Source organism: Mycobacterium asiaticum, from assembly GCF_001668675.1.
Taxonomy (GTDB): Bacteria; Actinomycetota; Actinomycetes; order Mycobacteriales; family Mycobacteriaceae; genus Mycobacterium; species Mycobacterium asiaticum_D.
The window spans coordinates 1-25,255 of record NZ_LZKQ01000336.1; the positions used below are offsets into that span (position 1 = coordinate 1).

Annotated in this window: 24 protein-coding genes and 1 pseudogene; 16 read left to right on the plus strand and 9 right to left on the minus strand. The window is 64.7% G+C overall.

Features of this window, described 5'->3' with window-relative positions:
• Positions 1–93: 93 nt before the first annotated feature.
• Genes A9X01_RS28160 through A9X01_RS28180 form a run of 5 tightly spaced genes read left to right on the plus strand, consistent with a single transcriptional unit; the run spans position 94 to position 5,778 of the window.
• Positions 94–1,287, plus strand: a complete 1,194-nt coding sequence (locus A9X01_RS28160) for an acyl-CoA dehydrogenase family protein (protein WP_065123856.1) — start codon at positions 94–96, stop codon at positions 1,285–1,287.
• A 4-nt stretch (positions 1,288–1,291) separates the two neighbouring features.
• The gene (locus tag A9X01_RS28165) at positions 1,292–2,356 is read left to right on the plus strand and encodes an acyl-CoA dehydrogenase family protein (protein ID WP_253849454.1); all 1,065 of its coding nucleotides are present in this window, start codon (positions 1,292–1,294) and stop codon (positions 2,354–2,356) included.
• Positions 2,353–4,431: a CoA transferase gene (locus A9X01_RS28170; RefSeq protein WP_253849456.1), complete on the plus strand. Its 2,079-nt coding sequence runs from the start codon at positions 2,353–2,355 to the stop codon at positions 4,429–4,431. Before A9X01_RS28165 ends, A9X01_RS28170 begins: the two co-directional genes overlap by 4 nt.
• Positions 4,421–4,663, plus strand: a complete 243-nt coding sequence (locus A9X01_RS28175; RefSeq protein ID WP_065123858.1) for a hypothetical protein — start codon at positions 4,421–4,423, stop codon at positions 4,661–4,663. Before A9X01_RS28170 ends, A9X01_RS28175 begins: the two co-directional genes overlap by 11 nt.
• Positions 4,660–5,778, plus strand: a complete 1,119-nt coding sequence (locus tag A9X01_RS28180; protein WP_065123859.1) for a thiolase family protein — start codon at positions 4,660–4,662, stop codon at positions 5,776–5,778. The genes A9X01_RS28175 and A9X01_RS28180 overlap by 4 nt, the downstream gene beginning before the upstream one ends.
• Positions 5,779–5,784: 6 nt before the next feature.
• Here A9X01_RS28180 and A9X01_RS28185 read toward each other — a convergent pair.
• Positions 5,785–7,004: pseudogene (locus tag A9X01_RS28185) on the minus strand (CaiB/BaiF CoA transferase family protein).
• 10 nt (positions 7,005–7,014) lie between these two features.
• A complete protein-coding gene (locus A9X01_RS28190) occupies positions 7,015–8,220 on the minus strand; it encodes a cytochrome P450 (protein ID WP_065123860.1) in 1,206 nt (401 codons plus the stop codon).
• Positions 8,221–8,411: 191 nt separating this feature from the next.
• Here A9X01_RS28190 and A9X01_RS28195 point away from each other — a divergent pair, with 191 nt between their 5' ends.
• From A9X01_RS28195 to A9X01_RS28220, 6 genes are read left to right on the plus strand one after another with little or no spacing between them, the layout of a single operon-like run.
• Positions 8,412–9,635, plus strand: a complete 1,224-nt coding sequence (locus A9X01_RS28195; RefSeq protein ID WP_065123861.1) for a CaiB/BaiF CoA transferase family protein — start codon at positions 8,412–8,414, stop codon at positions 9,633–9,635.
• The gene (locus A9X01_RS28200; RefSeq protein WP_065123893.1) at positions 9,632–10,843 is read left to right on the plus strand and encodes a CoA transferase; all 1,212 of its coding nucleotides are present in this window, start codon (positions 9,632–9,634) and stop codon (positions 10,841–10,843) included. The genes A9X01_RS28195 and A9X01_RS28200 overlap by 4 nt, the downstream gene beginning before the upstream one ends.
• Positions 10,840–11,286: a VOC family protein gene (locus A9X01_RS28205; protein ID WP_065123862.1), complete on the plus strand. Its 447-nt coding sequence runs from the start codon at positions 10,840–10,842 to the stop codon at positions 11,284–11,286. Before A9X01_RS28200 ends, A9X01_RS28205 begins: the two co-directional genes overlap by 4 nt.
• 51 nt (positions 11,287–11,337) lie before the next feature.
• A complete protein-coding gene (locus tag A9X01_RS32000) occupies positions 11,338–12,531 on the plus strand; it encodes a cytochrome P450 (protein WP_081282676.1) in 1,194 nt (397 codons plus the stop codon).
• 32 nt (positions 12,532–12,563) lie between these two features.
• Entirely contained in the window at positions 12,564–13,613 is a 1,050-nt protein-coding gene (locus A9X01_RS28215) for an acyl-CoA dehydrogenase family protein (protein ID WP_065123863.1), read from the plus strand.
• On the plus strand, positions 13,610–14,755 hold the full coding sequence (locus tag A9X01_RS28220; RefSeq protein WP_253849460.1) for an acyl-CoA dehydrogenase family protein: 1,146 nt from the start codon (positions 13,610–13,612) through the stop codon (positions 14,753–14,755). Before A9X01_RS28215 ends, A9X01_RS28220 begins: the two co-directional genes overlap by 4 nt.
• A gap of 14 nt (positions 14,756–14,769) precedes the next feature.
• On the opposite strand, the gene A9X01_RS28225 is transcribed toward A9X01_RS28220, so the two are convergent.
• Entirely contained in the window at positions 14,770–14,988 is a 219-nt protein-coding gene (locus A9X01_RS28225) for a hypothetical protein (protein ID WP_065123864.1), read from the minus strand.
• A gap of 103 nt (positions 14,989–15,091) precedes the next feature.
• Between A9X01_RS28225 and A9X01_RS28230 the strand changes: the two genes are divergently transcribed.
• The gene (locus A9X01_RS28230; RefSeq protein ID WP_065123865.1) at positions 15,092–16,399 is read left to right on the plus strand and encodes an amidohydrolase family protein; all 1,308 of its coding nucleotides are present in this window, start codon (positions 15,092–15,094) and stop codon (positions 16,397–16,399) included.
• Here the strand turns inward: A9X01_RS28230 and A9X01_RS28235 are convergent.
• A complete protein-coding gene (locus A9X01_RS28235) occupies positions 16,396–17,328 on the minus strand; it encodes an SMP-30/gluconolactonase/LRE family protein (protein WP_065123896.1) in 933 nt (310 codons plus the stop codon). The two genes, A9X01_RS28230 and A9X01_RS28235, sit on opposite strands and share 4 nt — an antisense overlap.
• Complete coding sequence (locus A9X01_RS28240; protein WP_065123897.1) at positions 17,325–17,870, minus strand: nuclear transport factor 2 family protein; 546 nt, start codon at positions 17,868–17,870, stop codon at positions 17,325–17,327. Before A9X01_RS28240 ends, A9X01_RS28235 begins: the two co-directional genes overlap by 4 nt.
• A gap of 105 nt (positions 17,871–17,975) precedes the next feature.
• On the opposite strand from A9X01_RS28240, the gene A9X01_RS28245 reads away from it, so the two are divergent.
• On the plus strand, positions 17,976–18,833 hold the full coding sequence (locus A9X01_RS28245) for a mycofactocin-coupled SDR family oxidoreductase (RefSeq protein WP_065123866.1): 858 nt from the start codon (positions 17,976–17,978) through the stop codon (positions 18,831–18,833).
• Between the two features lie 9 nt (positions 18,834–18,842).
• Here A9X01_RS28245 and A9X01_RS28250 read toward each other — a convergent pair whose 3' ends face one another.
• Positions 18,843–19,646 carry an enoyl-CoA hydratase/isomerase family protein gene (locus A9X01_RS28250; protein WP_065123867.1) on the minus strand — a complete coding sequence of 268 codons (804 nt, stop codon included), beginning with the start codon at positions 19,644–19,646 and terminating at the stop codon, positions 18,843–18,845.
• Complete coding sequence (locus tag A9X01_RS28255; protein ID WP_065123868.1) at positions 19,643–20,839, minus strand: cytochrome P450; 1,197 nt, start codon at positions 20,837–20,839, stop codon at positions 19,643–19,645. Before A9X01_RS28255 ends, A9X01_RS28250 begins: the two co-directional genes overlap by 4 nt.
• A gap of 103 nt (positions 20,840–20,942) precedes the next feature.
• Between A9X01_RS28255 and A9X01_RS28260 the strand changes: the two genes are divergently transcribed.
• Together A9X01_RS28260 and A9X01_RS28265 are read left to right on the plus strand one after the other, a co-directional pair.
• Positions 20,943–21,755, plus strand: a complete 813-nt coding sequence (locus tag A9X01_RS28260; RefSeq protein WP_065123869.1) for an enoyl-CoA hydratase-related protein — start codon at positions 20,943–20,945, stop codon at positions 21,753–21,755.
• 2 nt (positions 21,756–21,757) lie between these two features.
• Positions 21,758–22,960, plus strand: coding sequence for an acyl-CoA dehydrogenase family protein (locus A9X01_RS28265; protein ID WP_065123870.1), 1,203 nt, complete (start codon positions 21,758–21,760; stop codon positions 22,958–22,960).
• Between the two features lie 8 nt (positions 22,961–22,968).
• On the opposite strand, the gene A9X01_RS28270 is transcribed toward A9X01_RS28265, so the two are convergent.
• Together A9X01_RS28270 and A9X01_RS28275 are read right to left on the minus strand one after the other, a co-directional pair.
• Positions 22,969–23,727, minus strand: coding sequence for an enoyl-CoA hydratase/isomerase family protein (locus A9X01_RS28270; protein WP_065123871.1), 759 nt, complete (start codon positions 23,725–23,727; stop codon positions 22,969–22,971).
• On the minus strand, positions 23,728–24,525 hold the full coding sequence (locus tag A9X01_RS28275; protein ID WP_065123872.1) for an enoyl-CoA hydratase/isomerase family protein: 798 nt from the start codon (positions 24,523–24,525) through the stop codon (positions 23,728–23,730).
• 94 nt (positions 24,526–24,619) lie between these two features.
• Between A9X01_RS28275 and A9X01_RS28280 the strand changes: the two genes are divergently transcribed.
• Complete coding sequence (locus tag A9X01_RS28280; RefSeq protein WP_065123873.1) at positions 24,620–25,252, plus strand: TetR/AcrR family transcriptional regulator; 633 nt, start codon at positions 24,620–24,622, stop codon at positions 25,250–25,252.
• Positions 25,253–25,255: the final 3 nt, after the last annotated feature.

Genomic DNA, 25,255 nt, shown 5'->3' on the forward strand with positions numbered 1-25,255 from the left:
GGTCGACGCCGGGCGCGCTCCGAAAGCCGGCGCCACTGCGATCACCTACGGGGAAATGAAGGTGCGGATGGCCGCGATACTGCAGGGCGGGGCGTGACGGAGTTGGACTGCAGCGTCGTCCTCGGCGATGCGGATCGTAGCTTTCGTGACGAGATTCGCGCCTTTCTGGCGACCGCGTTGACGCCAGACGTCCGCGGCCCGGGGCGCGATGAGGCGGACCGGCTGAACCGAATGCGGCTCTGGCAGCGTCGACTTCACGACGCAGGCTTGGCCGCCATCTCCTGGCCGGTGCGCTACGGCGGTCGCGCGGCGACCCCGGTGCAGCAGTTGGTGTTCAGTGCCGAGATGTCCGCCGCTCATGCGCCGGAACCGATCAACCGAAGCGCCATCAACCAGTTGGGCCCCACGATCATCCAGTGGGGCACCGACGAGCAGCGCGATCGCTATCTGCCCGCAATCCTTTCTGGAGAACAGGTTTGGTGCCAGGGATTCAGCGAACCAGAGGCGGGCAGTGATCTGGCCGCGTTGAAGACCCGGGCCGAACGTGACGGCGACGAATTGGTGATCACCGGACAGAAGATCTGGACCTCCAAGGCGCAGTACGCGGACTGGATCTACATCCTGGCGCGTACTGATCCCACCGCCGACAAACATGCCGGAATCAGCTACATCCTGGTGCCCCTGGACGCGCCGGGTATCGAGGTGCGCCCGATCCGCCAAATCACCGGTGCCGCCGAGTTCAACGAAGTGTTCTTCGATGGGGTGCGGGTACCGCTCGGCAATGTGCTCGGGCCGTTGCACGACGGCTGGAAGGTGGCCAAGTCCACCCTGGGCTATGAGCGGGTCGGGCAGAGTCGAACTGACCGCATCGAACGCCGCCTGGGGATCCTGGTGAAGATGGCGGGTGCATCGAACGCGTTGTCCGACAACGGGCTGAACGACAACTTCACCGCCGACCGGATCGTCGGGTTTGCCGCACGAGTCGAGGCGCTGCGGCAAATCGCCGCCCAAGCCACCGCCGCCGGTGTCCGGGGGGTCAGCCCTGGTCCGGAGGCATCGGTGGCGAAATTGCTCACCTCTGAGGTGGACCAGGAGATGGCCGGCTTCGGGCTCGAGTTGGCCGGAGCGGCCGGAACGTTGGAGCGCGGCTCGCCCGGCGCGGCCAAAAACGGCAATGTGGCACAGAGTTATCTGCTGATGCGGGCTGCCACCTTCGGCGCCGGGACCTCAGAGATTCAGCGCAATGTCATCGCCGAAAAGTTGCTGGGACTGCCGCGTGACCCCTGACTCGATGACCTCATTGGATGAGATCGCCGACCTGGCAACCGAATTGACGCAACTGCGCAAGTCGGTCGACGAAATCTTGCAGGGAACCTGGTCAGTGGAGCGAACCAGGACCCTGCTGGATAGTCCCGAACCGGCGTTCGCCCGGCAACTCTGGGAAAGCGTCACCGAGCTCGGCTGGCCCGACGTTTTGGTCAGCAGTGCCTCGGGCGGGGGAGCTGGCACCTTACGTGAGCTGTGCGTGCTGGCCGAGGCGGCTGGCGCCGCCGCCGCGCCCATTCCGCTGGCGGTGGCTGCAGCCGCCGGATGGTGTGCCGACCGGTGTGCCGTTGGAGTCAGCCTGCTGTTGCCGGAACGCGCCGAGCTGGGGCCCAATGGGATTTCGGGGGTGTGGCCGGTAGTGGCATACGGTGCGGCGGCGACGCGCCTACTGGTCTGTGCCGGAAGCGGCAAGGAGACCGTGCTCGGGATCGTCGACCCGACGGGACCCGGAGTACACCGCACCGCGGTGACCCCGCTAGACCACAATCCTGCGGCACGAATTGAGCTGGTAGACAGCGCCATCAGCGTTCTCGAGCGCGGCGAGCACGCTGCCCGCCGCCACCATCGCGCGGTGCTGCGGGCGCAGGTCGCTCAGGTCGCGGAGTTGGTCGGTATCGCCTCGGCGGCTAACGAGGCCGCGACGGCCTATGCCAAGCTGCGGGTCGCCTTCGGGCGCCCGATCGGCACATTTCAGGCCATCAAACACCGGCTCGTCGACCAGCGTTGCGCGATCGAGGTTGGACGGGCACTGGTGAACCGCGCCGCCGACGCGGTCGGCCAGGACAGCACCGAAGCGACGGCGCTGACCGCCCTCGCCGCCTTCTGGGCCGTGGACGCATTGCGCTCGGTGCCCGAGGGGGCCATGCAGGTGTTCGGCGGCATCGCCTATACGTGGGAACATCACGCGCATGTCCACCTGCGCCGCGCGGCCTGTGCCGCTGCGGCGTTGGGATCGCGTACGCAACACCGCAAGGTCGTTGCCGATTGGCTCAGTGCGCGGAATCCGCAGGGCGGGAGCCGGATCGGGTGACTAGTAACGAGCCGATGGGCTTCCTTTCCGGGATCCGGGTGCTACAACTCGGTGACGGAATCGCAGGATCGGCAGCTGCGGCACTGCTGGCGAACCTGGGGGCCCAGGTCACCAAGGCAACCGGTGGCACGTCGCCGTTGCGACACGGACCGAGGATCAATGCCGCGTCGGGTTCGATTGCCGCCGTTGATATGACGCTGAACAAGGACAAGCGCGTCGTCTCGGTCGAGAGCCCTGTCGCGTCCGTCGATCAGCACGACATCATGATCGTGGATCACGACGCCGCCGTCGCTCCGCCGCGAGTGCAGAACGCCGTGGTCGTCATCGTCAGCCCATTCGGTTTGGACGGCCCCCGGGCCGCCGAACCCGGTGGCGAACTCGTCGCGCAAGCCGCCGGCGGGCTCCTATCCACCATCGAAGGTTCGGACGGCGCACCGGTGCCCGCGCCGGGATATGTCGCGCTGAAGGCGGCGGGCGCGGTGGCGGCCCTGGCGGCACTGCATGGCCTGGATCATCGCCGCAGTGTGAACCACGCTGTTTACGTCGATGTTTCGGTGCAAGAGGCGGTGGTATCCACGGCTCTGCTACCCGAGTGCGCTCACCTGCTGTACGCATGTCCCGGCCGGGCGGGGAGCGGTCGTTATCTCGCGCCCTCGGGGCTGTTTGGGTGCCGCGACGGATTGGTCCGCATCACCGCCGTAGAAAACCATCAGTGGCGAGGACTGGTGGCTGCGCTGGACAACCCGGAGTGGGCGACCGGCCTGGAGGAGCGAGCCGCGCGCATCGAGCATGCGAACGTGATCAACCGGCACGTTGCCGACTGGGCCGCCGGCCGGGACAAGGCGGGCTGTGCAGCGCTACTGCAGTCCAACGGAGTCCCCTCGACCCCGGTCAACACGGCCGAGGAGATCCTGCGCTCACCGCAATTCGTATTTCGCGGCGCCGTTTCGGCCGCGCAACTCGACAGCGTGGACGTCTCTGTCCTTGGCCCGCCTTGGCTGCTGCATCCGGGCGGCAAAGCCTCCCTGCACCGGACGGGTCGGCTCAGCGACCTGCGGATCGCAGAGCTCACCCATGTGCTGGCGGGTCCCATCATCGGGGCATTGCTCGGTGCTATGGGCGCTCGGGTGGTTCGGCTGGAAGACCCCGATCGGTTGGACATCTACCGGCGGACCGGTCCCTTCGCTTCGGGAAAGCCCGGTGTGGAGCGTGGCGCTTACTTTGCGGTGGCCAATCACTCGAAGGCCAGCCTGCTGATCGAGCCTGCCCGGGCAGCTCAGGATGTGGCCGGTGCTCTGGCCGATTGCGACGTCGTTCTCGAAAATGTGGGCGCGTCCCGGCTGGCCCGGCTGGGCGTGGACCCGCAGGCGGTCGCCGCATCCGGGCGGCTCGCGGTTCGGGTCTCCGGCTTCGGCTCGACCGGCCCGTTGGCCGGATACCGGGTGTACGCCAACAACGTTCAGTCCTACGGAGGCTTGGCCGGGCTGACCGTCGACGGCACCGGTGCGCCCGCCCGGCTCAGCACCGTCATCGCCGATCCGCTGTCATCGGTGGTTGCGGCCGTGGTCGTCGCCGCCTGGGCGCTCGGACCCGCGCGTGACACCGGCGCGGTGATCGACCTGTCCATGGCAGAAGTCGTGGCGGCGACCGTGGCCGAATACGTCACCGCGGCCTCCGTCAGCGAAGAGGTGGTGACCGACGGCGCGGTGCGACGCGATGTCTATCGCGCAACTGACGGACGTTGGGTTGCAGTCGAATTCGAGCCCGGCGTGCTACCAGAAGACAAGCCGCGGCAATTGGTTGAAGGCGCGCCGGCTGACGAAGCCGCCCAGAGGTTGAATGCGCTGGGCGTGCGGGCGGCAACAGTGCAACGCGCCGAGGACCTGATCAACGACCCGCATTTGGTGGTGCGCGGATTCTTCCCCGAAGTCACCCACCCCGATCCCGAGATCGGAACCGCTCGTCTGGTGGGGTTGCCGTGGCGGTTCGTCGGAGACGGACCCGTGCCGCTTGCACCTCCGCCGGCGTTGGGCAGTGCCAATGAATCCCAGGAAAGGATAATCAGTGCCCGTTGACTCGCGCGCGGATTCATCAGCGACGGTGTGGGCGGCGACCTTCGTGCCCGCGAAGTCGCCGATCCCCGGTTATGGACCCGACGGCTACAGCGTCGCCTGGGTGGATACGCCCGACGGGCGGTTGCAAGTCCTGGTTTCCGGACCACGGCCGGAGCCGGGAACCCTTGGCCGGTTACGTCGGGAGATTTTCGGAGAAACGGAAGTGGATCTCTTCGAAGCGGATCCGGCATGACCGGGGTCTGGGTCGCGGGAACCGGGGTCACGCCTTTCGGCAGACATGGCGACACCGCGCTCGCCGAGTTGGGTGTAGCTGCCGCACAGCAAGCGCTCGACGATGCCGGCCTGGACTATGACGCGGTCGGTGAGGTCTTCGCATCATCGTCGATGGCGCCGCCGCAGACGGCGCTGCGGGTGGCGCATCGACTGGGGCGCACGGGGATTCCCGTCACCGCCATCGAAAGCGCGTCAGCGGGTGGCATGGTCGCCCTGCGTCATGCCGTATGGGCGGTAGCCTCCGGGCGCTGTCATACCGCGCTGGCGGTCGGTTACGAAAAGACCACCACCCTAGAGCCGGGCGGAGTGGTCCCCGCACCCGTCAGCTTCTGGGACAGATTTCCGCCTCAGGTGCACTACGCGATCGAAGCCAACCGCTGGCTCTACGAATCCAACAGCGAACCGGGAGCCATCGCCGCGGTCGCGGCGAAGGCTTACAACCAGGCGCGGCTGAATCCACTCGCGGCCCGGCGCAACGACGAAGAGGTGACTGTCGAGCAGGTACTGGCGGCCAGGATGGTCGCCGAGCCTCTCACCAAGATGATGTGCCATGCATCCGTGGACGGTGCGGCCGCGATCGTGGTCACTGCCGATCCCCGGTCGCGGCCCGTGCCGGTCAACTCCATCGAGCAGACCAGTTGGCCGCAGGATTCGGGCTGGCCGGTGATGGGTCCATGCGTGGGGCCGCCGTCCCAGATCTCGATGACCGCCCAGCGGGCTTTCCAAGCGGCGCAGACGCTTCCGACCGACATCGGGATCGTCTCGCTGCACGATATGTGTGCCAGTGAGGAGATCACGGCATTGATCGCACTGGGGCTGGCGGACGTCAAGGAGGCGGCGGAGTTGGCAACATCCGGCGCGCTGGGGACGAGTGGACGGTTACCGACGAACACCGACGGCGGCTGTTTGGCGCGGGGGCACGCCTTCGGTGCAACCGGACTGGCTCAGGTGGCTGAAGTGGTGAGTCAACTTCGAGGAGAGGCGGATTCGCGCCAGGTCGCTGACCCACGAGTGGGACTGGCGCAGGCCATGGGCGGAGGCGGGTCATGCGTCGTCGCCGTACTGGGGCGCTGAACCCGCTCAGCCGATCGCGCCGCTTTCTTTGAGGGCGGTGATCCGGTCCCAGTCGCACCCAAGCTCCAACAGCAGCGTTTCGGTATGTGCGGCGAATTCCGGTGCCGGAGCGAGACTCAGCGGGGTTTCGTCGAAAAGCACCGGGCTGGCCACCAACTCGTAGGGTTCGCCGTCCTGTACCACCGGCACAATCCCGCCATTGGCCCGCACCTGGGGGTCGTTTGCCACCTCGGCGGTGTTGAGCACCGGGGCCCATTGACCGTCGAAGTCGGCGAGCACTCCGCACCAGTGGTCCAGCGGTTTCGACGCGATCACCTGGCGCAGCGCGTCGCGGCCGCGCCGGCGTTCTCAGCGAGGGACTCGTGACTGGTGAACCGGTCATCGGCAGCCAGGTGGGGGATTCCGATCCGCGAGCAGAAGTCGGCGAAGTAGCGGAAGGCCTGTAGCATCGACAGCCCCAGGAACCGGTTGTCGCTGGTGCGATAAAAACCGGTGAGCGGGTTGTGGGGTGCCACATTGGCGCCGGATGGATTGGCGACCCACGGCTGCCCGCTGACCAGCGCGGCATTGACCGCCACTCCCATCGCCCATACGCCCACGCCGAGCAGCGAGATATCCACCGTGCGTGCCTGTCCCGTCCGATTGCGCTCGAACAGCGCGGCCGCGATGCCGCCGGCGATCGCCAGCCCGCCGATCGAATCCCCGTATGCGGGACCTGGTTGTGCCACAACGCCATTCATGTCAGAGGGAGTGGTGCTGGCGGCGCCGGCGGCGCGGCTCCAGAACCCCGTCATGTCGTAGCCGCCCTTGCCGCTGTCCGCGCCGAGTGGACCGTACGCGCTGCCACGGGCGTAGACGATGTTCGGGTTCACCGAACGGACGTCATCGACGTCGATCTTGAGTTTCTTGCGGGCGTCCGGCAAGAAGTTGGTGAGGAACACGTCGCTGGTCCGGGCGATGTCCATCAGCGTCTCGTGGCCGTCGGGTAACGAAATATCAAGCGCGATCGATCTTTTGCCGCGGTTCGCGTGCTCCATCACCGGATTGGGCCCGCCGCGGATCGCGATGTTGCCCAATTGACGCAGGCCGCGCTGGGAATCACCAGTGTGTGGATGCTCAATCTTCACCACGTCCGCGCCCCAGTCTGCCAGTACCGCGCCCGCGGCCGGGACGAACGTCCATTGCGCGACCTCCAGTACCCGCACGCCCGACATGGGTCCGCTCATGGACTTATCCTCAGCGGTATTCCAGCGTGACCGGCAGTCGGTCATGGGTGTGCACCAGTGCTGAAGGCCGTGGCGCCCGCGCACCGGTGACCCGAATCCCCCTGGCGCGTCGCACTATTTCTTCCAACAGCAGACGGGCTTCTCGCCTGGCCAGTGCCGCGCCCATGCAGAAGTGTTCGCCCACACCGAATCCGAGGTGGCCGGCCGCGTCCTCGCGGCTGATGTCGAACTCGTCAGCGGTGGGTCCCCAGTGGTCCTGATCGCGGTTGGCCGACGCGTACGCGAGCAGTACCCCGTCGCCCTCGCTGACGGTGACTCCGCGGAGCTGGACGTCGTGGGCAGCTTGGCGCGCCATGCTCATCACAGGTGTCCAGTGCCGCAGCACTTCTTCTACGGTATTGCCGGCCAGGTTCGGATCGGCGAAGAGCCGGTCGGCCTGGTCGGGATACGAGTCAAGGCAGTCCGCGATGCCGGCGATCAGGCTCTGCGTAGTTTCGCTGCCCGCGGCCAGCAGGGTGAGCGCGTAGATCATCACCTGCGCATCGTTGAACGGTTCACCGTTGATCCGGACAGTGGAGAGCATGGTGAGCAGATCGTCGCGGGGCCGGTCTTTGCGTTCGGCGACCAGGGCGAGCAGATACGGGCCGATCTGGTCGAAGATCAGTGCCATGTCTTCGTCGGTGGCCAATCCGCTGCCCACGTTGGCGATCGTGGTAGCCCAGCCCGCGACTTTGGACCAGTCCGCTTCGGGGACGCCGAGCAGATAGGCGAATACGTAAACGGGAATCGGCTCGGCGATCCGTTCGATCCAGTCGAATTCGCCGTCCGGCAGGTCGTCCAGCGCGTCATTGACGACTTGCCGGACCCGGTCCTCCATCTTGGCCACCGCCGACGGTGTGAAGCGGACCCCGATGGCTTTACGGTGCGCGCGGTGCTCGGGGGGATCCATGAACATGATCCCGCGACTTTGGTATCCCTGCGGATCGCGCCCCTCGCGGTGGGCGATCAGGTCCATCATGATCCCGATGCGTTCGGACTTGAATTTCTCCGGACGGGCCGAAATACCCTTGATGTCGTCGTATTTCGTGACGACCCAGAACTTGCCTTCCTCGTACCAGTGCACTGGGTCGTTGTCGCGAAGGTGTGCGAATATGGCGTTCGGGTCGCCGAGATAGAAGTCCGGTTCGTCGAACCGGGCGGTTACGGTGATCGCCATAGAGCTAAACAGTAGAACATTTGTTGTTAATCTGCGAGCATCAACCACCTGATCAGCAGGTATCCCGGCCTTACTCGCGCCGCCGGCGCAGATGCCCTGCAAGGTGACCTCATTGGCCTGGTGCACTGCGTGGCACTGGTGACGACGCAGCGTTGTTGGCAGCGGAACAAATTTTGTCTTATTGTTGCACTATGTCCAGTGCACTGTCCCATCTGCGGGTGTGCGACCTGGGCGGTCAGCTCGCCGGGGCAGGTGCAACCAAGATTCTGGCGGCGTTCGGCGCGCAGGTGATACGCGTCGAAGACCCCGCCACCCGCGGCATGTGGGATGCGTTGCGCGGCGTGGGCCCCTTCGTCGACGACCGCCGCGGGGTGAACCTAGGGGCCGGATTCAACAATCACAACGTCGGCAAACTCGGCGTCACCATCAACCTGCGCACGGAGGACGGCAGGCAGCTGCTGCGCGAACTCGTCGCGGTCGCAGACATCGTCTGCGAAAACTTTGCGGCCGGAGTGATGGCCAAGATGGGCTTCGGTTACGAGCAGTTGCGACAAATCAAGCCCGACATCATCTACGTATCCAACTGCGGGTTCGGCCACACGGGTCCCTACCGGGACTTCAAGACGTGGGGTCCGATCGTGCAGGCCCTCAGCGGGCTGACCTTCACCGCAGGGCTACCGGATTACGAACCGGCGGGCTGGGGCTTTTCCTACATGGACCATGTAGCGGCGTATTACATGACGACCGCGATCCTGGCCGCGGTGCACCAGCGGGAGCGCACCGGGCAGGGGCAGCACATCGACCTGGCGACGGTCCTGGCCGGCATCGCCATGTTGCCCACCGAGGTGCTCGACTGGACCGTCAACCAGCGGCCCGGACGGCCGCACGGCAATCGAGCCGACTTCGGCGAGATGGCTCCCCACGGCATTTACCCGTGCGCCGGTGAGGACAGGTGGATTGCCATCGCCTGTCGCGATGACCGGGAGGTTGCGCTGCTGTCCAAGGTGTTGGATGAACCCGAGCTGACCGCCGATCGGTTCGCGGTCCTCGAGCAACGGCTGCGCGCCGCGGACGACCTCGACGAACTCGTCGGTTCCTGCACCCGCAGGCGCGAAGCGGTCCCTTTGGCAAGCGAACTCGCCGCCGCCGGCGTCCCGGCCAGCGTTGTGAAGTCGCCCCGCGAACGCATTGATGAGGATCCTGATCTTGCCGAGTGGGGTCTTTTCCCGACGGTCGCGCACCCCGAGATCGGCACGGTCCGCGTCGAGGGCATCCCGCTGCATATGTCGGCGACACCATGGACCATCGACCGGGCCGCACCATGCTTGGGCGAACACAACCGCGACGTGCTCGGTGGACTGCTCGGGCGCAGCGATATGGAGCTGGACGAACTGACGAGGCAGGGTGTGATCTGAACGCGCTAGCCGGACTCCGCATAGTCGAGATCAGCGACCAATTCACCGCCGTGGGCGGCAGGCTACTCGCCGAACTCGGTGCTGACGTCGTGGTGGTGGAGCCGCCCAGTGGATCACCGCATCGGCAGCGACCACCGTTCGCTCACGACGATCCCGGTCCCGATACCAGCCTGCGCTGGTGGAGCGGCAACGTCGGGAAACGCTCGGTGGCAATCGATTTCGAGGCCGCGGTAGGGGTGGCTGCGGTGCGGCACCTGATCGCAGGCGCCGACATCGTGATCTCGGGTGCCGGTTTCGTAGCGGAAGGGGAGCTGTCTTATCGCGATGTCGCCGCGGAGCAGCCGTCTCTGATCTGGTTGGCTGTCAGCCCATTCGGTCTCAACAGCAGTCGCAGAGATCATCCCGTCACCGATCTCACCATGCTGGCCGGTGCCGGGCCGGTCTGGAATTGTGGATACGACGATCACTCGCTACCGCCCATCCGGGGCGCGGGGGAGCAGTCGGTGAACATCGCCGGCCTGTACTGTGCCATCGGGGCGCTGGTGGCGCTCGCTCACCGGGACCAGACTGGCCAGGGCCAGCTTGTGGACGTCAACGTCAATGCGGCCTGCAATGTCAGCTCAGAACAGACCACCTACCACTGGCTGGTAAACAATGAGACCTGCGTTCGCCAGACCAGCCGGCACGCCTATTTCACCCCCAGTCAGAAGACTCAGGTGCGGTGCGCAGATGGCTCCTACGCCACCACCGGCGTGCTGCCCCGCAAGCCACGCGAATACGCGGAGTTGCTGAGCTGGCTCGATGATCTCGGATTGCGTGATGCGCTACCCGAATCGGTGTTCCTGGAAATGGCTGCTGCGCGCGCCGATCCGGTAGATATCGCCCTGATCGGCGCTGACGACGAAACCACAGCGATCCTGACCGCGGCCCGTGCGGCCTTCACATTGATCGCCTCTCGCTTGCCTGCCAAGCAATATTTCCTGCAGAGCCAGCGCCGTGGCTTCCCGGCCGGCGCGGTGCTGGCTCCGAACGAGGCGTTCGAGGATGAACATGTCGCCGCGCGTGGCTTCAAAGTCCCGGTGTACCACCCGGAATGTGCTGAGACGTTCACCTATCCCGGCACGCCATATCTGTTCGGCGCCGGCGCCACCGCAAGTCCGCGCCGTCCGCCGCTACTCGGTGAGCACAACGGTCTACTCGACGAATGACCGGCGGCCACCGTCTCACTCACGTCGGACTGTGCGTCAGCGATTTGGCACGGTCCGTTGAATTTTATTGTGGTGGCTTGGGATTCGCAGAAGTCGGCCGAATGCACATCGACGGGGTCGAAACGGCGCAATTGCTCGGCGTGCCCGATCTGGTTCTCGACCTGGTCTACCTGCAGCGCGACGGGTTCCGGCTGGAACTGCTCAGTTATCCGTCGCCGGGGGTAACCGGAGACGGCCGGCCGCGGCAGATGAACGCACTGGGGTTCACGCATCTGTCGTTTCGGGTCGACGATGCCGGCGAATTGGTCAGCCGGCTTGAGCGGTCGGGCGGGCGGGTATGGCCCGAGCGCACGGTGAGGTTCGGCGGCGGCAACCGCGGGCTGATGGTCACCGATCCCGACGGCAATTGGCTGGAACTGATCGAACGCGCGCCCGAACGGTAGTCAGATAGGCACTGAACGTACATGTGTTTAGTCCGGTGTTAGAATCCGGACGTGGCAGCCACCACCGAGCTGATGTATTCGCCCTTCTCCAAGGCGGTCTTCGACGACCCATACCCCGTTTACCGCCGCCTGCGGGACGAAGCGCCGGTGTATCGCGACCCGCAGGACCGCTGGTGGGTGTTGTCGAGATTCGACGATGTGGCGCCGGCCCTGCGGGACTGGGAAACGTTTTCCTCCAAGCTGGGCCCGGCGCCGGAGAATCCGGACAACGACGGGCGCAAGTACTCGGTGATATCGATGGATCCGCCGCGCCATGACCGAATTCGCGGCGTGCTGAAGGGATTTTTCACACCGCGGGCAGTGGCGGCGATGGATTCGGCGCTGCGGGCCGTGGTGGATACGCACCTGGACCGGCTACGGGCCGGGACGACGGTGGACGCGATGGAGGCTTTCGCGTTCTCGGTGCCGACTGATGTGATCGGTGACCTGCTCGGAGTGCCGCACGCCGACCGCGAGCAGCTGCGCGTTTGGTGGGAAGCCTTCCTCACCCGCGAGGAAGGTGCGGTGTCGATGCCGGCCAAGGCAATCGAAGCCAACCGCATGATCAGTCAGTACATCGGCGGTCTGATCGAGCGCCGCCGCACCGACCCGGGTGAGGACCTGATCAGTGTTGTGTTGCAAGCCAGCTTCGACGATCCCGAAGTCGGTGGTGAGCGGTGCCTGACCCCGCACGAGGTGTTGATGTTCTGCAACCTGTTGTCGGCCGCGGGATCGGAGACCACCCAGAAGCTCATCTCCAATGGATTGGTCGCGCTGGCCGAACATCGGGACCAGTGGCTGCGAATAGTCAACGACCGCAGCGTAATACCGGTCGCCGTCAACGAGGCGTTGCGATACGACACGCCGAGTCACTGGGTAGCTCGCACGTTGACCCGGCCCATCGAACGTCACGGCTTCACCATGAACACCGGTGACTGGGTGTTGCTGCTGCTGGGCAGTGCCAATCGGGACGAGCGCCGTTACGCGGATCCGGATCGGTTCATCATCGGACGGCCTCGCGGCACCGATGTGTATTTCGGCTGGGGGATCCATATCTGCCTGGGGCAGTGGCTGGCTCGGCGCGAGGCGCAGCTGGTCTTTGATTACATCGCCAGGAAATTCCCGAACTATACGATCGGTGCGTGCGAACGGGTGCTGACCGCCACCGTGCGTGGCTACACGAGTGTGGAGATGACGCTGCGTTGACGCACGGGCTGAAGCCGACGTAGGGCGGGGTCATGGACATCGCCTTGAGTGAAGAGCAGAAGTTGTTGCAAGACACCGCCGCCCGACTGGGCGACAGTGTGGCGGTCAACGGCCCCGAAGGTATTCCCAGCGATGCGGCCCTGGACAGGCAATGGCAGCAGCTGGTGGAGCTCGGTGTCCCGGCGCTGCGTTCGCCCCAACTGTGCGGCCTGGACGCCAGCGGCGTCGAGACAGCCCTTGTTATCGAACAATTGGGACGAGGGCTCAGCGCGGTTCCCATCGTGGGTCAAGCGGTGTTGGCCGCCGAACTGCTACAGGCCGCGGGTTGCGTCGAAGACCTCGAGCGATTGGCCGACGGCAGCTTCCGGGTGGCGCCGGTATTGAGCGCCAGCCTGAACGGATTCGCCTCGGCCAACGAGCCGGGCGTGGCGTTCGACGCGGCGGGCGCCACACACGCGCTGGCGGTGACGTGTTCTGACGGGCAACGCAGATTGATTTCCGGCCCGGTCGGCGGCATTGACGGCGACTGTGCGGCGCTCGATCTGACCCGTCAATTTCGTCGGCTGTCAACAGATTTCGCCAGCACCGCGGCGATCGTTGGAGAGCCGATCGATGACCTGCGATGGCAACGGGTCGAGTCGCTGGCCATGACCGCAGTTGCCGCCGATCTACTCGGGGTGATGCAGGGCGCGCTCGATGACGCGGTGCGCTACGCGGGTGAGCGGACGCAATTCTCGGTGAAAATAGGCACTTTCCAAGCCATTCAGCACCTGCTGGCGGATGCTTTGGTTCGGGTAGAGGGTGCCCGCAGTTGCCTATGGCACGCGGCCTGGGCGATTGACCACCTGCCCGTCCACGAGGCGAAATTGGCGGCGATGACGGCGAAGGCGTACGCGTCGGAAGCCGGGCGCGAAGTCGTCGAAACGAGTGTGCAAGTGTTCGGCGGCATGGCGATCACCTGGGAGCATGTCTCACATCTGCGACTCCGCAGAATGTTGGTTGATCGACGGCTGTTCGGCGACGAAGCTGTCCACTACGAGGCCATAGCGGCCATGCGGCTGGCAGACCAGAAGTTGGCGTGACGGTGGATTTCGACGACAGCGAGCCTGAGGCGCAGTTCCGCGCCGAGTTGCGCCGCTGGCTCAGCCGCCATGCGGCGGAAGCGGTCATTCCCGAGGATCCGGCGGCGCGCGCGGACGCGCAGAACGCCTGGCACCGGAAGCTGTATGAAGCCGGCTACATCGGCCTGTCATTTCCCGTTGAATGCGGCGGGCACGGCAAGGACCCGATCTATGAGGCCATCCTCAACGACGAACTCGGTCGCGCCGGTGCGCCACCGATCGAAGGGGTTGGCCACCTCAGCAACGCATTGCGACTGTTCGGCACCAATGAGCAGCGCGATGAATTGCTGCCCGGCTTGCTCTCCGGGCAGGTGCGCTGGTGTCAGGGGTTCTCCGAACCTGAGGCCGGATCGGACCTCGCTGCGCTCAAGACGCGAGCCGAGCGGGTCGACACCGGTGCCGGGCGGATGTTTCGCATCAACGGGCGCAAGATCTGGACCAGTTTCGGCGCGGTTGCCGACTGGTGTTTCCTGCTGTGTCGCACCGAAACCGACGCGGCCAAGCATGCCGGGATCTCGGTGCTGCTGGTGCCGATGTCGACACCGGGAATCCAGGTGCGACCGATTGTCAACGCTGCGCGCAACCGTGAGTTCACCGAGATCGCCTTCGATGATGTGGACGTGCCCGAGAGCAACTTGCTTGGCGACCGCGGGCAGGGGTGGTCCATCGCCAACCAGCTGCTCGCCTACGAGCGCGGGCCCAGCGACATCAACTGGATCAGCCGACTCGCCACCCAACTTCGCCAGCTGGAGAACGACGTCCGCACCGGCAGGCTGCAAGACTCACCGACAGCGCGGGCGCGGCTGGGTCAGGCGTACGTCGAATTGCGTGCCCTGCAAGTCAAAGTGCAGCGGTCGCTGTCTGAGCGGCAGCGCGGCAAGCTCCCGGGACCCGAGGGATCCGTCGACAAGCTGCTGATGGCCCGGGCTGACCAGATTTGCGGCCATGCCATGATGGATCTGCGCGGCAGCGAGCCCCTGCTCAGTGAAGGGCTGGAGTGGGACATCTACGTGTGGTCGCGAGCCGCCGGCATCTACGGCGGAACGGCGCAGATCCAACGCAATATCGTCGCGCAACGGGTGCTGAGGTTGCCCCGCGGCTAGGAAGCTCGATCGGGTCAATCCGGCGCGCCTTCAGTCAAGTGCCTGATGGCCTCGCGGAGCCCGTTGAGTCGGCGCTCCATCAGGTCCCGGTGTGCGCCGACCGGGCCGTCGGGCCCCGCCAGGGCGGCACTGACTTCGGCGACTTCGGCACTGAGCCGTTCGGCGGCTTCGCTTTTGGTGAGTAGGTCCTGATCGGCCCAGTCGTCGTGCGGAATTCGCTCACGGGGATCCATCGGTCCACTCCTCGGCCGTGACGTCAGTTACTATAGTCAATAGATCATTAGATGTTTATTTGTACAGTACCGCACCCAGGCGCGTGAGAGTTGAGGACCGGCTATGCCCCTGCAGCCATCGATGAAGCTCCTGTCCGTAGACGATCACCTTATCGAGCCACCACACGTCTGGATTGATCGTCTGCCCAAGAAATACCTCGAAAATGGGCCCCGCATCGTGGATTTCCCCCGCGACGGAGCGCCACCGATGCAACAGTGGGTTTACGAGGGCCGTCCCTACCCCAACATCGGACTCAACGCGGTGGCGGGTAAGTCTCCCGAGGAGTTCGGGGTGGACCCGATCCGCTACGCGGACATGATCCCTGGTTGCTATGACCCCAAAGCCCGGCTTGCCGACATGGACATCGACGGTGTACACGCCATGTTGTGTTTCCCGTCCTTCCCGCGCTTCTGCGGAACAGTCTTCCTCGAAGGAGAGGACAAAGAGCTTGCGTTGCTGGGAGTCCAGGCATGGAATGACTTCTCGCTTGACGAGTGGTGCGCCACCGACCCGGCTCGATTCATCCCGATGGCGATTACGCCGTTGTGGGATCCGGCGCTGATCGTTGCGGAGATCGAGCGGGTGGCGGCCAAGGGTGCCCGCGCAGTCGGCTTGCCGGACAACCCGACCAATCTGAAACTACCCAGTTACCACACCGCCTACTGGGAGCCGGTGTGGTCGGCGTTGGAAGAAACGAACTTGACTGCGGTGATGCACTTCGGCAGCGGCGGCTTCCCGCCGCAGACCGCGCCGGAGGCACCGTTCGCGGTGATGATCACCCTGATGGGCACCACCTCGATGGCAGCCGCCACCGAGCTCATCTTCTCGCCCGTGTTCCACAAGCACCCGAACCTCAAGGTGGCGTTCTCGGAGGGGGGCGTCGGCTGGATGCCCTACCTGGTGGAGCGTGCCGACTACGTATGGCGCAAGCACAAGTACTACCAGAACATCCATCCCACCGTCGCGCCGTCAGAATTGTTCCGGCGCAACATCTCCGGATGCTTTATCGAGGACGAGGTGGGGATGGCGATGCGCCACGCCATCGGCATCGACAACATCACCTGGGAATGTGACTACCCGCATTCGGACTCCTTCTGGCCTAAGAGCCGGGCGCGTGCCGAAGAAATGCTGGCAGACGTGCCCGACGAGGAGGCGGCCAAGATCGTCGAACTCAACACGCGGCGCTGGTACGCCTTCCCGGAGGAGGGCTTCAAGTCGTGCACCGCGGACTCTGGGTGGCGGCCGAACAACGGACAGCCGCCTGAGTATGACTACGACGAGGTCATGGCAGGCCACGGTGGGATCGGCTTGGACACCTTCCTGAACAAGCTCGAGGAGCAGAAGGCGCAGAAAGTCGCGAAGCCGAGCTAAATACCCGCGGCGTTGCGCCAGTCGTCTACGGCAACCAGTCGTCCGGTCGAAGCCAGGGTCAGGTAGAGAGTGAGCCCGTCGGCGCTCACCGTCACGTTGGTCGTCATCGGGTCCTCGGCGGGGATGGCTCCGATCAGTTCCCCGTCCGGAGAGAAAATGGTCACTCCGCCGGTACCGAGCGTGGCGACCAACACCCGGCCTTCGGGATCGGTTGAAACCCCGTCCGCGCCACCAATATTGAGCGCGCCGCCACTGGGTACCGTGGCCAGGCCGCGTGCCCGGCGTACCTGACCCGGCCCGCTGAGTTCGAACTCCCACACCCGGCGCGTCCGTGTCTCGGCCAGATACAGTCTTGTGCCGTCGGGCGAGAGTGCAATTCCGTTGGGCATCTCCAACGGGTAGACGATTTCGCGTAAGTCGCCATCAGGAGTGCCGTACAAGAGTCCGGTCATGATGCGTTCGCGACCCCGGGTGGTTCCGCCGTCTGTTACGTAAAAACCGCCGTGGGTGTCGACACAGAGATCACTGGGCCGCACCAGGGGACGGTCGCCGCCCGATCGGGTGCGGAAAGTGGTGGTCAGCTCGGTGACGGTCCCGTCCTGTGCGACGATCTGCAGACTCGGTCTCGCCGGATGCTCGGGGGGGCCGACAGGTCGGAAAACCTCTACGCTTCCGTCGAATTCGTACGGCCACGCTCCGAGGCCGAACCGCGAGCCGCCATTCTGACACACCACCAAGCGGCCGTCGGGTAGCCGGCCCAACCCGTTGGGGCCGCCACCGGTCAGGGCGAAGGGTTCGGTGTATCCGCCGGCGCAAACCCGGGTGATTCGGCCGGCCGCCATCTCAGAAACGAGAACTGAACCATCGTCCAAGACGACCGGACCTTCGGGAAAGGCCAGACCGTCGGCGAGGACGCGGGTCGCAGTCACCCGAGCGCCTGCCTGCCGCGCCACCAAGTCGCAAACGCCGGGTCAGTCAGTGGCAAATCGCCGACCCCGACCTGGCGGAGCGGCCACTCAGCTGCCTGTTGAGTCATCGGCGACTCGGCCCGGGCGATTCCATAGTGCAGTCGGTGACGTCGATGCAGGAAGCGCCACCGTCCCTGGTTCAGCTGGTAGCGGTCTTCGTATTTGATGACTTGCTCGACGAATCCGTCGCCATGAGTCTGCGCGAAGCACTGGGCCCACACCTGACCGCGGGCGTTGGATTCGTCGTCGAACTCGATCAGATGATTGGCCACCAGGAGCACCGCGAACACGCCGGAATCCATGCTTTCCGACATCAGCCGCTGCACGCCCTCGCGGCCACTGCCGTAGCGGCCGAAACGTGCGTGCGGAACGTACAGGTCAGCCATGGCATCCGGATCCCGTGCCTCGACAGCGGCCGCGTAGCGGTAGGGCAGGTCCCGGATCTCGTCCCGCGCCAGCATATTGCGGACGGCGGCCTGCTGAGCTGCTACATCCGACTCCATCACGGCTCGACCTTCCGTCGGGTACATACCACGCCTCTACAACAGTACAACTCGTGTAATACTGTTAATCTGGTTACGCGAGTGCGTCAACCGCGAGGAGGGCAGATGCAACGTCTGAGCGGCAAGGTCGCCGTCGTCACGGGTGCCGCACGCGGACAGGGTCGCAGCCACGCGGTTCACCTCGCCGATGAGGGAGCCGACATCATCGCGCTGGACATCTGCGCCGACATCGAGACCAATCATTACCCATTGGCATCGCGGGATGATCTCGACGAGACCGTGAAACTGGTCGAAAAGTCCGGTCGGCGCGTGATTTCCGCGGTAGTTGATGTGCGCGACCGGGTCTCACTGAAGAAGGCGATCGACGATGCGGTGGCCGAACTGGGCGGCTTGCATGTGGTCGTTGCCAACGCGGGCATCTGCCCGTTGGGCAATCAGGTGCCCACGCGCGGGTTCATCGATGCCTTCGACGTTGACTTCGTCGGGGTGGCCAATACCGTCGGTGCCAGTTTCGATCATCTGCAACCGGGCGCGTCAATCATCGTCACGGGTTCGATCGCCGGTCTAGTTCCCCAAAAAGACCTTGCGACCGGTGGGGGACCCCAAGGCCCCGGTGGCGCAGGCTACGGGTTGGCCAAGAAGATGCTTGTGGAATACACCAAAGGGTTGGCGTTGACGCTGGCGTCCGAGCGGATTCGGATCAACACCATCCACCCGAGCAACGTCAACACCGGGATGCTGCACAACCTTCCGATGTACCGAACCTTCCGCCCGGACTTACCGGAGCCCAGCAGGGAGGACGCCGAAATCGTCTTTCCGTTGTTGCAGGCGATGCCGGTTCCGTGGATAGAACCCGAGGACGTCTCACATCTGGTGGTGTACCTGGCGTCAGACGAAGCCCGCTATGTAACCGGGCAGCAGATGTTCGTCGACGCGGGCGCGGGATTGAAACTCGGCCTCTGAGTGCGGCAATCAGCGTCCACGGAAGTCAGGGTCCCGCCGTTCGGTGAAAGCCGAAATTCCTTCGGCGGCGTCGTCGGTGGCGGCCACCTGCTCCACCAGTAGCGACTCCACACGAAATGCGGTGTCACGGTTGACGTCTAGCGCGTCGTTGAGCATGGCCTTCGCGGCCGCGAGTGCACGTGTCGGACCCTGCGCCAGCCGGTTCGCCCACTCGGTGGCCACGCGCGTGAGCTCGCTGCCCGCGACGACCTTGTTGATCAACCCGATGCGGTGCGCGTCGGCCGCCGACAGGTCCTCGCCGAACAACAGCAACTGCTTGGCGATGTTGAACGGTACCTTCCGGGACAGCAGGTAGGCCGCACCCCCGTCGGGCGCCAGCCCGCGGCGCGCGAAAAGTTCTATGAGTCGCGCACTTTCGGCGGCCACGATGAGGTCGCAGGCGAGCACCATGCTTGCGCCCACTCCGGCCGCCACACCGTTGAGGGCACACAACACCGGCTTCTCGCAGTCAAGCAACGCTGAAACCACCGCCTGCGAGCCCGTGCGCAGGGTGCGCGCCGCGTCGCCGGGAATCCGGTCCCTGCTGGGCTGCATGTCGGGGTCACGCAGATTCGGGCCGGTGCAGAAATGCCGGTCGCCGGACGCGGTGAAGACAACTGCCCGGACCTCGGGATCGCCGGAAGCGCGCTGCAGATGTTCCACGAGGGCTTGTTGCATCGCACGTGTCACCGAGTTGCCGACGTCGGGTCGATCCAGAATCAACCACCGCACCGCGTCTTTGGTGCGCACCACCACATCGGGGGTTGTGTTCATAGCCGGATCGGTACGCTGGCCGGCCCGCGGACCGTATTGGTGTGCACGTAGCTGACATTCTCTTCGTCGACCTCCCAGGACGGGAAGCGTGCGAGCGTCTCCTCGAGGGCAATGCGGGCTTCCAACCGGGCAAGAGCCGCGCCCAGGCAGAAGTGCGACCCGTGGCCGAAGCTGATGTGGCGGATACCTTTCCGTTCGACATCGAAAGTGTCGGGATTCTCGTACTGGCGTTCGTCGCGACCGGCTGAACCGGTCAGCAGGGCGACGCGCGATCCGGCGGGAATCAGCGTGTCGTGGTAGGTCACATCGCGGGAGGTGAACCGGCCCTGCACGGGGGAGGGAGCGTCGTAGCGCAGTAATTCTTCGACGGCGCCTGGGATCAGCTGCGGATCGGCGACCAGCTTGGCCCGCTGATCGGGGTTGCGTGCCAGCGTCAGCGCGGCCCACCCGAGGAGCCGCGCGACCGTCTCATTGCCGGCGACATTGATCGTCGCGACGAACATGAGCATCTCGGTATCGTCAAGACGCCGGGTTTCTTTGCCGGCCTGGACCAAATCGGTGTTCATCAAGTTGCCGACGATGTCGTCTGTTGCGGTGATCCGCCGTTGCTTGATCTGTTCGGCGTAGTAGCCGAGCAACTTGGCGTTGGCGTCCTGGCCGTCCTGGCTCAACTGCGCGGTGCCCTCCTCGCGATGCAGCTGTGCATCCGACCACTCCCGCAAGTTGTCGTGGTCCTCTTCGGGGAAGCCGAGCAGCGAGCTGATCACCATTACCGGCAGTTTCATCGAGAAATCGCGAACGTAGTCGAACCCGTCGGTGTCAACGAACCGGTCCAGGTAGCTGTGACAGAGCCCGCGCACCCGTTCTTCGAGGGTGGCGACTTGGGTACGAAAGAAAGTACGGTTGACCATCTTGCGTAACGCCGTGTGATCGGGTGGGTCCATCATGATGATGGGCCTGGGTGAGGGCCATGGATCCGGGCCGATGCCGTCAAGGGTGACCCCGTGCTCCGAGGAGAACGTCTCGGTATCCAGCGATGCTTCCAGGACATCTGTGAACCGACTCAGCGCGTAGAAGTCATACTCTTCGTTTCGATACACGGGCGCCTCATTGCGGAGCCGCTTCCAGACCTCGTACGGTTCCTTGTGTAGCGCACGATCGAACGGGTCCCAACGCAAGTTCATCGTTGTCATCCACTACCGCCCTTCCGGTATAGGACAATATTACAATCTCTGTATAGTTGCGCTACAGCGTCACCCATGAGGGTGGCACGCGGGTGGAGGAGGACGGACAACGGTGGAAACTCGGGAGTTCGAGCACGTCGTCTACGAGAAGGATGGCCCGATCGCGCGGATCATTTTGAACAATCCGAAAGCGGCGAACGCACAATCCGCGCAAATGGTCCATGGGGTGAACGAGGCCCTCGACGACGCGCAGTATGACTACGACATCAAGGTGGTCATCCTCAAAGCCAACGGGAAAGGGTTCTGCTCCGGCCATATTCCCACCGGTGACTATCCTGAGTTCAAGGCCGAGATCAACGCGGCGGGCAAGGTTTGGCGCTCCGCGGCGCAGCTGTTCCTGTGGCCGGTGCTCAAGCTCTGGGAGTTTCCCAAGCCCCTGATAGCACAGGTTCACGGCTACGCGATCGGTGGCGGCACCACCTGGGCGCTCATTCCCGAGATCACGGTTTGCTCCGACGACACATGGTTCCAGATGCCGTTGGTGCCGGGCTTCGGGCTGCCCGGTTCGGAAACCATGTTCGAGCCTTGGGTATTCATGAACTACAAGCGCGCTGCTGAATACCTCTATACCGCACAGCGTCTGACCGCCGCCCAGGCGCTGGAGTTCGGTTTGGTCAACAGGGTGGTGCCGGCCGACGAGTTGGAGGCGACGGTCGAGGAACTGGCCGCGAAGATTTCCAAGGCGCCGCTGATCACCTTGCAAGCAACCAAATCCGGCATTATCCGGGCTTGGGAAACGATGGGGTTCCGCACCCATCAGCAAGCCAGCAACGACCTGCAGGCGGTCGTGACCGGCAGCGATGAATTCCGGCAGTACATGGCGGAGCTGATGAAGAAGAGCGCCAAGCCCAGCGAACGAACCTGAGCATGCCGCTCAAACCGATCGTCCGCTTCGGCGACGACCCAAGTATCGAGGAACTTCGATCCGCGATCCGAAATTGGTTGGCAGACAATCTGACCGACGAATTTCGACGGACCGCGGCCAACCCCGACTACCTGCCACGGGATGCCCACGACCGCGCTGTTGCCTTTTGCCAGGAATTGCATGCGCAGGGTTGGTTCGTGCCGCACTGGCCAGCGCTTTACGGCGGCGGCGGGCGCGATGTCGTCGAGCAGGTGGTGATCCGCGAGGAGCTCGCCTACAGCGGTGCTCCCTTGGTCAACACCAACGGGGTCAACATGTTGGCGCCGGTGTTGTTCAAGTATGGGACGCCCGAACAGAAAGAAGAGCATCTCCCGGCAATCGCGCGCTCCGAACGCATGTGGGCCCAGGGCTATTCGGAACCGGAAGCCGGGTCGGACCTCGCCGCGCTGCGCATGACCGCGCGGCGCGACGGTGACCACTACGTGCTCGATGGCCAGAAGACCTGGACCAGCAACGGCGTGCTCGCCGACTGGATCTTCGTGCTGGCCCGCACTGCACCGGCAACCGGCAAGCGGCAAGAAGGCATTTCTTTTTTCCTGGTCGATCTTGATTCGCCGGGGATCACCCGTCGGCCGATCCGGTCGATGACCGGCTATCCCACTTTTGCGGAGGAATTCTTCGACGGTGTCCGAGTTCCGGCCGCCAATCTCGTCGGGGCAGAAGGCGACGGGTGGCGGGTTGGCAAGGCGCTACTGGATGCCGAGCGATCGAATATCACCAGAGCCGCACAGGCCCAGCGTTACCTCGATGAATTGGTCGACTGGTGCCGCTCCCAGCGGGGCGCGGCGTACGATCCACTCGCCGATCCGGCCAACCGCATCGCCATGGCGCGCATCGTCGAACGCGTCGAGGTGGGCCGTGCCTTGTCCTACCGAGTGGCCCAGCAGCAGGCCGCCGGAGTCCTGGAACCCGCGCTGCCGTCGCTGTCCAAGCTGTACCACTCCGAGCTGACGGCCGAATTGCGGGCGTTGGGTGCCCAAATTCTAGGCCCCGCAGGGGAATTGTTACCAGCAGATCCCGACGCAGTTCTTGACGGTCACTTTTCCGAGGGGTTGCTGTTGTCTGTGCTGCATTCGATCGGCGGCGGCACCAGCGAGATCCAGCGCGATCTGATCTCCACGACCGCCCTCGGCATGCCGCGTTGAGCCGATATTCACGAGAACGCGGCTCGACCCTCGACCGCGGCCGAGCGCTGCTGGGCCACCGTCGCCATCGCCAGCTCGAAGGGATGGAACGCGGCGAGTTGCGCGGTTTCGGCCGAATTGATGAGCCGTTTCGTCATTTCTACGGCGCCCGGATCCGCTTGCGCCAACTCCACGGCGATAGCGACCGCCCGGTCTACCGCCGCGCCTGGGTCCACCACTTCGGTAACCAAGCCGGTCCGTTCGGCGTCAACGGCCGACAGCCGAGATCCTCGCAACAGCAACGACGACGCACGGAGCCGACCCAGCTGTTGGGTCAACCGCCACGCTAGGCCGCCATCGGGCACGACCGCGCGCGCCACAAAGGGCGCGGCGAAGAATGCATCCTCGGCGGAAACGACCAGATCGCAGGACAGCGCCAGACTCCACCCCAGGCCGACGGCGCCACCCTCGACCGCCGCGATCGCCGGCACCGGCAAGGCTCTGAGTTGCTCGAGCACGCGCTGGGCATGCTCGACGCGCCCCGCCGGCGCCAAGGGGCCCGTGCCGTGCGCCGGACCGGTCTTCAAATCCCCACCGGCGCAGAAGAATCCGCCGGCACCGGCCAGTACCAAACCACGGGCACCGGTAGCGATGACCTCGTCCAGCGCCGCCGACAGTTCAGTCCAGGATTCGTATCGCAACGCGTTACGTTGCCGCGGCCGGTTCAGTAGGACCACCGCGATACCGTCGCGGTCGTCGCGCCGGATCAGTGGTTCATCGTCTGGCATCTATCGGCCAAGGAACTTGTCGATCGCTGCCCGGTGCTCCGGGGTGGTGAAACACTCGGTCTCAGCCGAGATCCCATACTCGAGAATGCCGATCAATGCGCGATGGGCATGCAGGTTCAGCGTCCGCTTGGTGTCCTGCACGGCGCGCGGAGGGAGCGCGGCGAGGCGATGGGCCAGGGCCAGCCCCTCCTGTTTGATCTGAGCATGCGGCACCACCCGGTTGGCCAGGCCGAGCTCGACGGCCTTGGCGGCCTTGATGCGTTCGCCGAGCATCAGGTATTCCTTCGCCTTGAGCAAGCTCATCAGCAGCGGCCAGAGTACGGATCCGCCGTCGCCGGCGACAAGTCCACTTGCGACGTGGGTGTCAGCGAAAAACGAGCGATCCGACATCAATACGATGTCGCACAGTACCGCGATGCTGCAGCCGAAACCCACGGCCGGCCCGTTGACGGCCGCCACCACCGGCAGCGGAAAGTCGACCATGTCGCGAACGATGCGCCGGGCATCTCGCATCCCGGCTCGGCGGGTCACGGGATTGTTGACGTGCGTCTCAAGCCATTCGACCAGGTTTCCGCCGGCGGAGAAGTAGTCGCCCGCACCTGTGATCAGCACCGCGCGCGCTTCCGCGTCCTCCGCCAGTGCATCCCACAGCCGGGTAAAAGCGGTGTGCATGCGATTGTTGACCGCGTTGGCGTCATCTGGGTTGTTGAGGGTGACGATTCGTACCGGACCGTCTGCGGCCACCAGGATCTCGTCGCATCCGGTCAGATCCGGTGTGCCCCGCGGCAGCTCATTCATTAAAATAGATAATAGAACACAAGATGTATATGTGTCATACATCGAGTGGCCTCGCCTCGGCCCGACGAAGGACCGCGGCATATTGTCGAGAGTTATGACACCCGCACGATCAAAACCGGCCGGTCGGGAGGCGCAGCGGTTGGAAACCCGCGAGCGCATCTTTGCAGCCGCTATCGCGGAGTTCAGGCGAAGGGGAATGGCCGGCTCGGATATCAACTCGATTGCCGCCGCTGTGGGCGTCGCACGAGGCACCTTCTACTTTCACTTCCCTACCAAAGAACATGTCGCTTTCGAGGTGATGGCGCGTGAAGAGCGGCGCATCGTCGACGATGTGCGGCCGGCGCTCACCGATGCGCCCGATGCCCAAACGCTACTGAAGATTGTGGTGCGTCGGGTCATCGAAGCGGAAAATCATCTGGGCAGCTTGCTGTTTCGTGATGTCCTCAGCATCTACTTCACGGCGAACCAGCCGGAACTCGGCAATGTGTCGGAGCACCCCGTCGCGGTCTTGGTCATCGAGGAACTGGAGAAGGCGCGCCGGCGCGGTGAAATCGATCGTGACCTCAACCCTGCCAACACCGCCAAGTTTTTCCTGCTCGGTGTATATGGGCTGCTGATCACGAACCGCGACTCGCCCGATGATCGTAACGTCGTCCTTGACGAGTATCTGACGTTCTTCTGCCGAGGTCTGAAACCCAGATCAATAGCGCCCAGACGCCGCCAATAGTCT

What these genes read in the sequence shown, in the direction of transcription:
- A9X01_RS28165 (WP_253849454.1), top strand. Translation starts at nt 1,292, where the DNA reads ATGACCTCATTGGATGAGATCGCCGACCTGGCAACCGAATTGACGCAA.
- A9X01_RS28180 (WP_065123859.1), top strand. Translation starts at nt 4,660, where the DNA reads ATGACCGGGGTCTGGGTCGCGGGAACCGGGGTCACGCCTTTCGGCAGA.
- A9X01_RS28190 (WP_065123860.1), bottom strand. Translation starts at nt 8,220, where the DNA reads ATGGCGATCACCGTAACCGCCCGGTTCGACGAACCGGACTTCTATCTC.
- A9X01_RS28195 (WP_065123861.1), top strand. Translation starts at nt 8,412, where the DNA reads ATGTCCAGTGCACTGTCCCATCTGCGGGTGTGCGACCTGGGCGGTCAG.
- A9X01_RS28205 (WP_065123862.1), top strand. Translation starts at nt 10,840, where the DNA reads ATGACCGGCGGCCACCGTCTCACTCACGTCGGACTGTGCGTCAGCGAT.
- A9X01_RS28215 (WP_065123863.1), top strand. Translation starts at nt 12,564, where the DNA reads ATGGACATCGCCTTGAGTGAAGAGCAGAAGTTGTTGCAAGACACCGCC.
- A9X01_RS28225 (WP_065123864.1), bottom strand. Translation starts at nt 14,988, where the DNA reads ATGGATCCCCGTGAGCGAATTCCGCACGACGACTGGGCCGATCAGGAC.
- A9X01_RS28230 (WP_065123865.1), top strand. Translation starts at nt 15,092, where the DNA reads ATGCCCCTGCAGCCATCGATGAAGCTCCTGTCCGTAGACGATCACCTT.
- A9X01_RS28240 (WP_065123897.1), bottom strand. Translation starts at nt 17,870, where the DNA reads ATGGAGTCGGATGTAGCAGCTCAGCAGGCCGCCGTCCGCAATATGCTG.
- A9X01_RS28245 (WP_065123866.1), top strand. Translation starts at nt 17,976, where the DNA reads ATGCAACGTCTGAGCGGCAAGGTCGCCGTCGTCACGGGTGCCGCACGC.
- A9X01_RS28250 (WP_065123867.1), bottom strand. Translation starts at nt 19,646, where the DNA reads ATGAACACAACCCCCGATGTGGTGGTGCGCACCAAAGACGCGGTGCGG.
- A9X01_RS28255 (WP_065123868.1), bottom strand. Translation starts at nt 20,839, where the DNA reads ATGACAACGATGAACTTGCGTTGGGACCCGTTCGATCGTGCGCTACAC.
- A9X01_RS28265 (WP_065123870.1), top strand. Translation starts at nt 21,758, where the DNA reads ATGCCGCTCAAACCGATCGTCCGCTTCGGCGACGACCCAAGTATCGAG.
- A9X01_RS28270 (WP_065123871.1), bottom strand. Translation starts at nt 23,727, where the DNA reads ATGCCAGACGATGAACCACTGATCCGGCGCGACGACCGCGACGGTATC.
- A9X01_RS28275 (WP_065123872.1), bottom strand. Translation starts at nt 24,525, where the DNA reads ATGAATGAGCTGCCGCGGGGCACACCGGATCTGACCGGATGCGACGAG.
- A9X01_RS28280 (WP_065123873.1), top strand. Translation starts at nt 24,620, where the DNA reads ATGACACCCGCACGATCAAAACCGGCCGGTCGGGAGGCGCAGCGGTTG.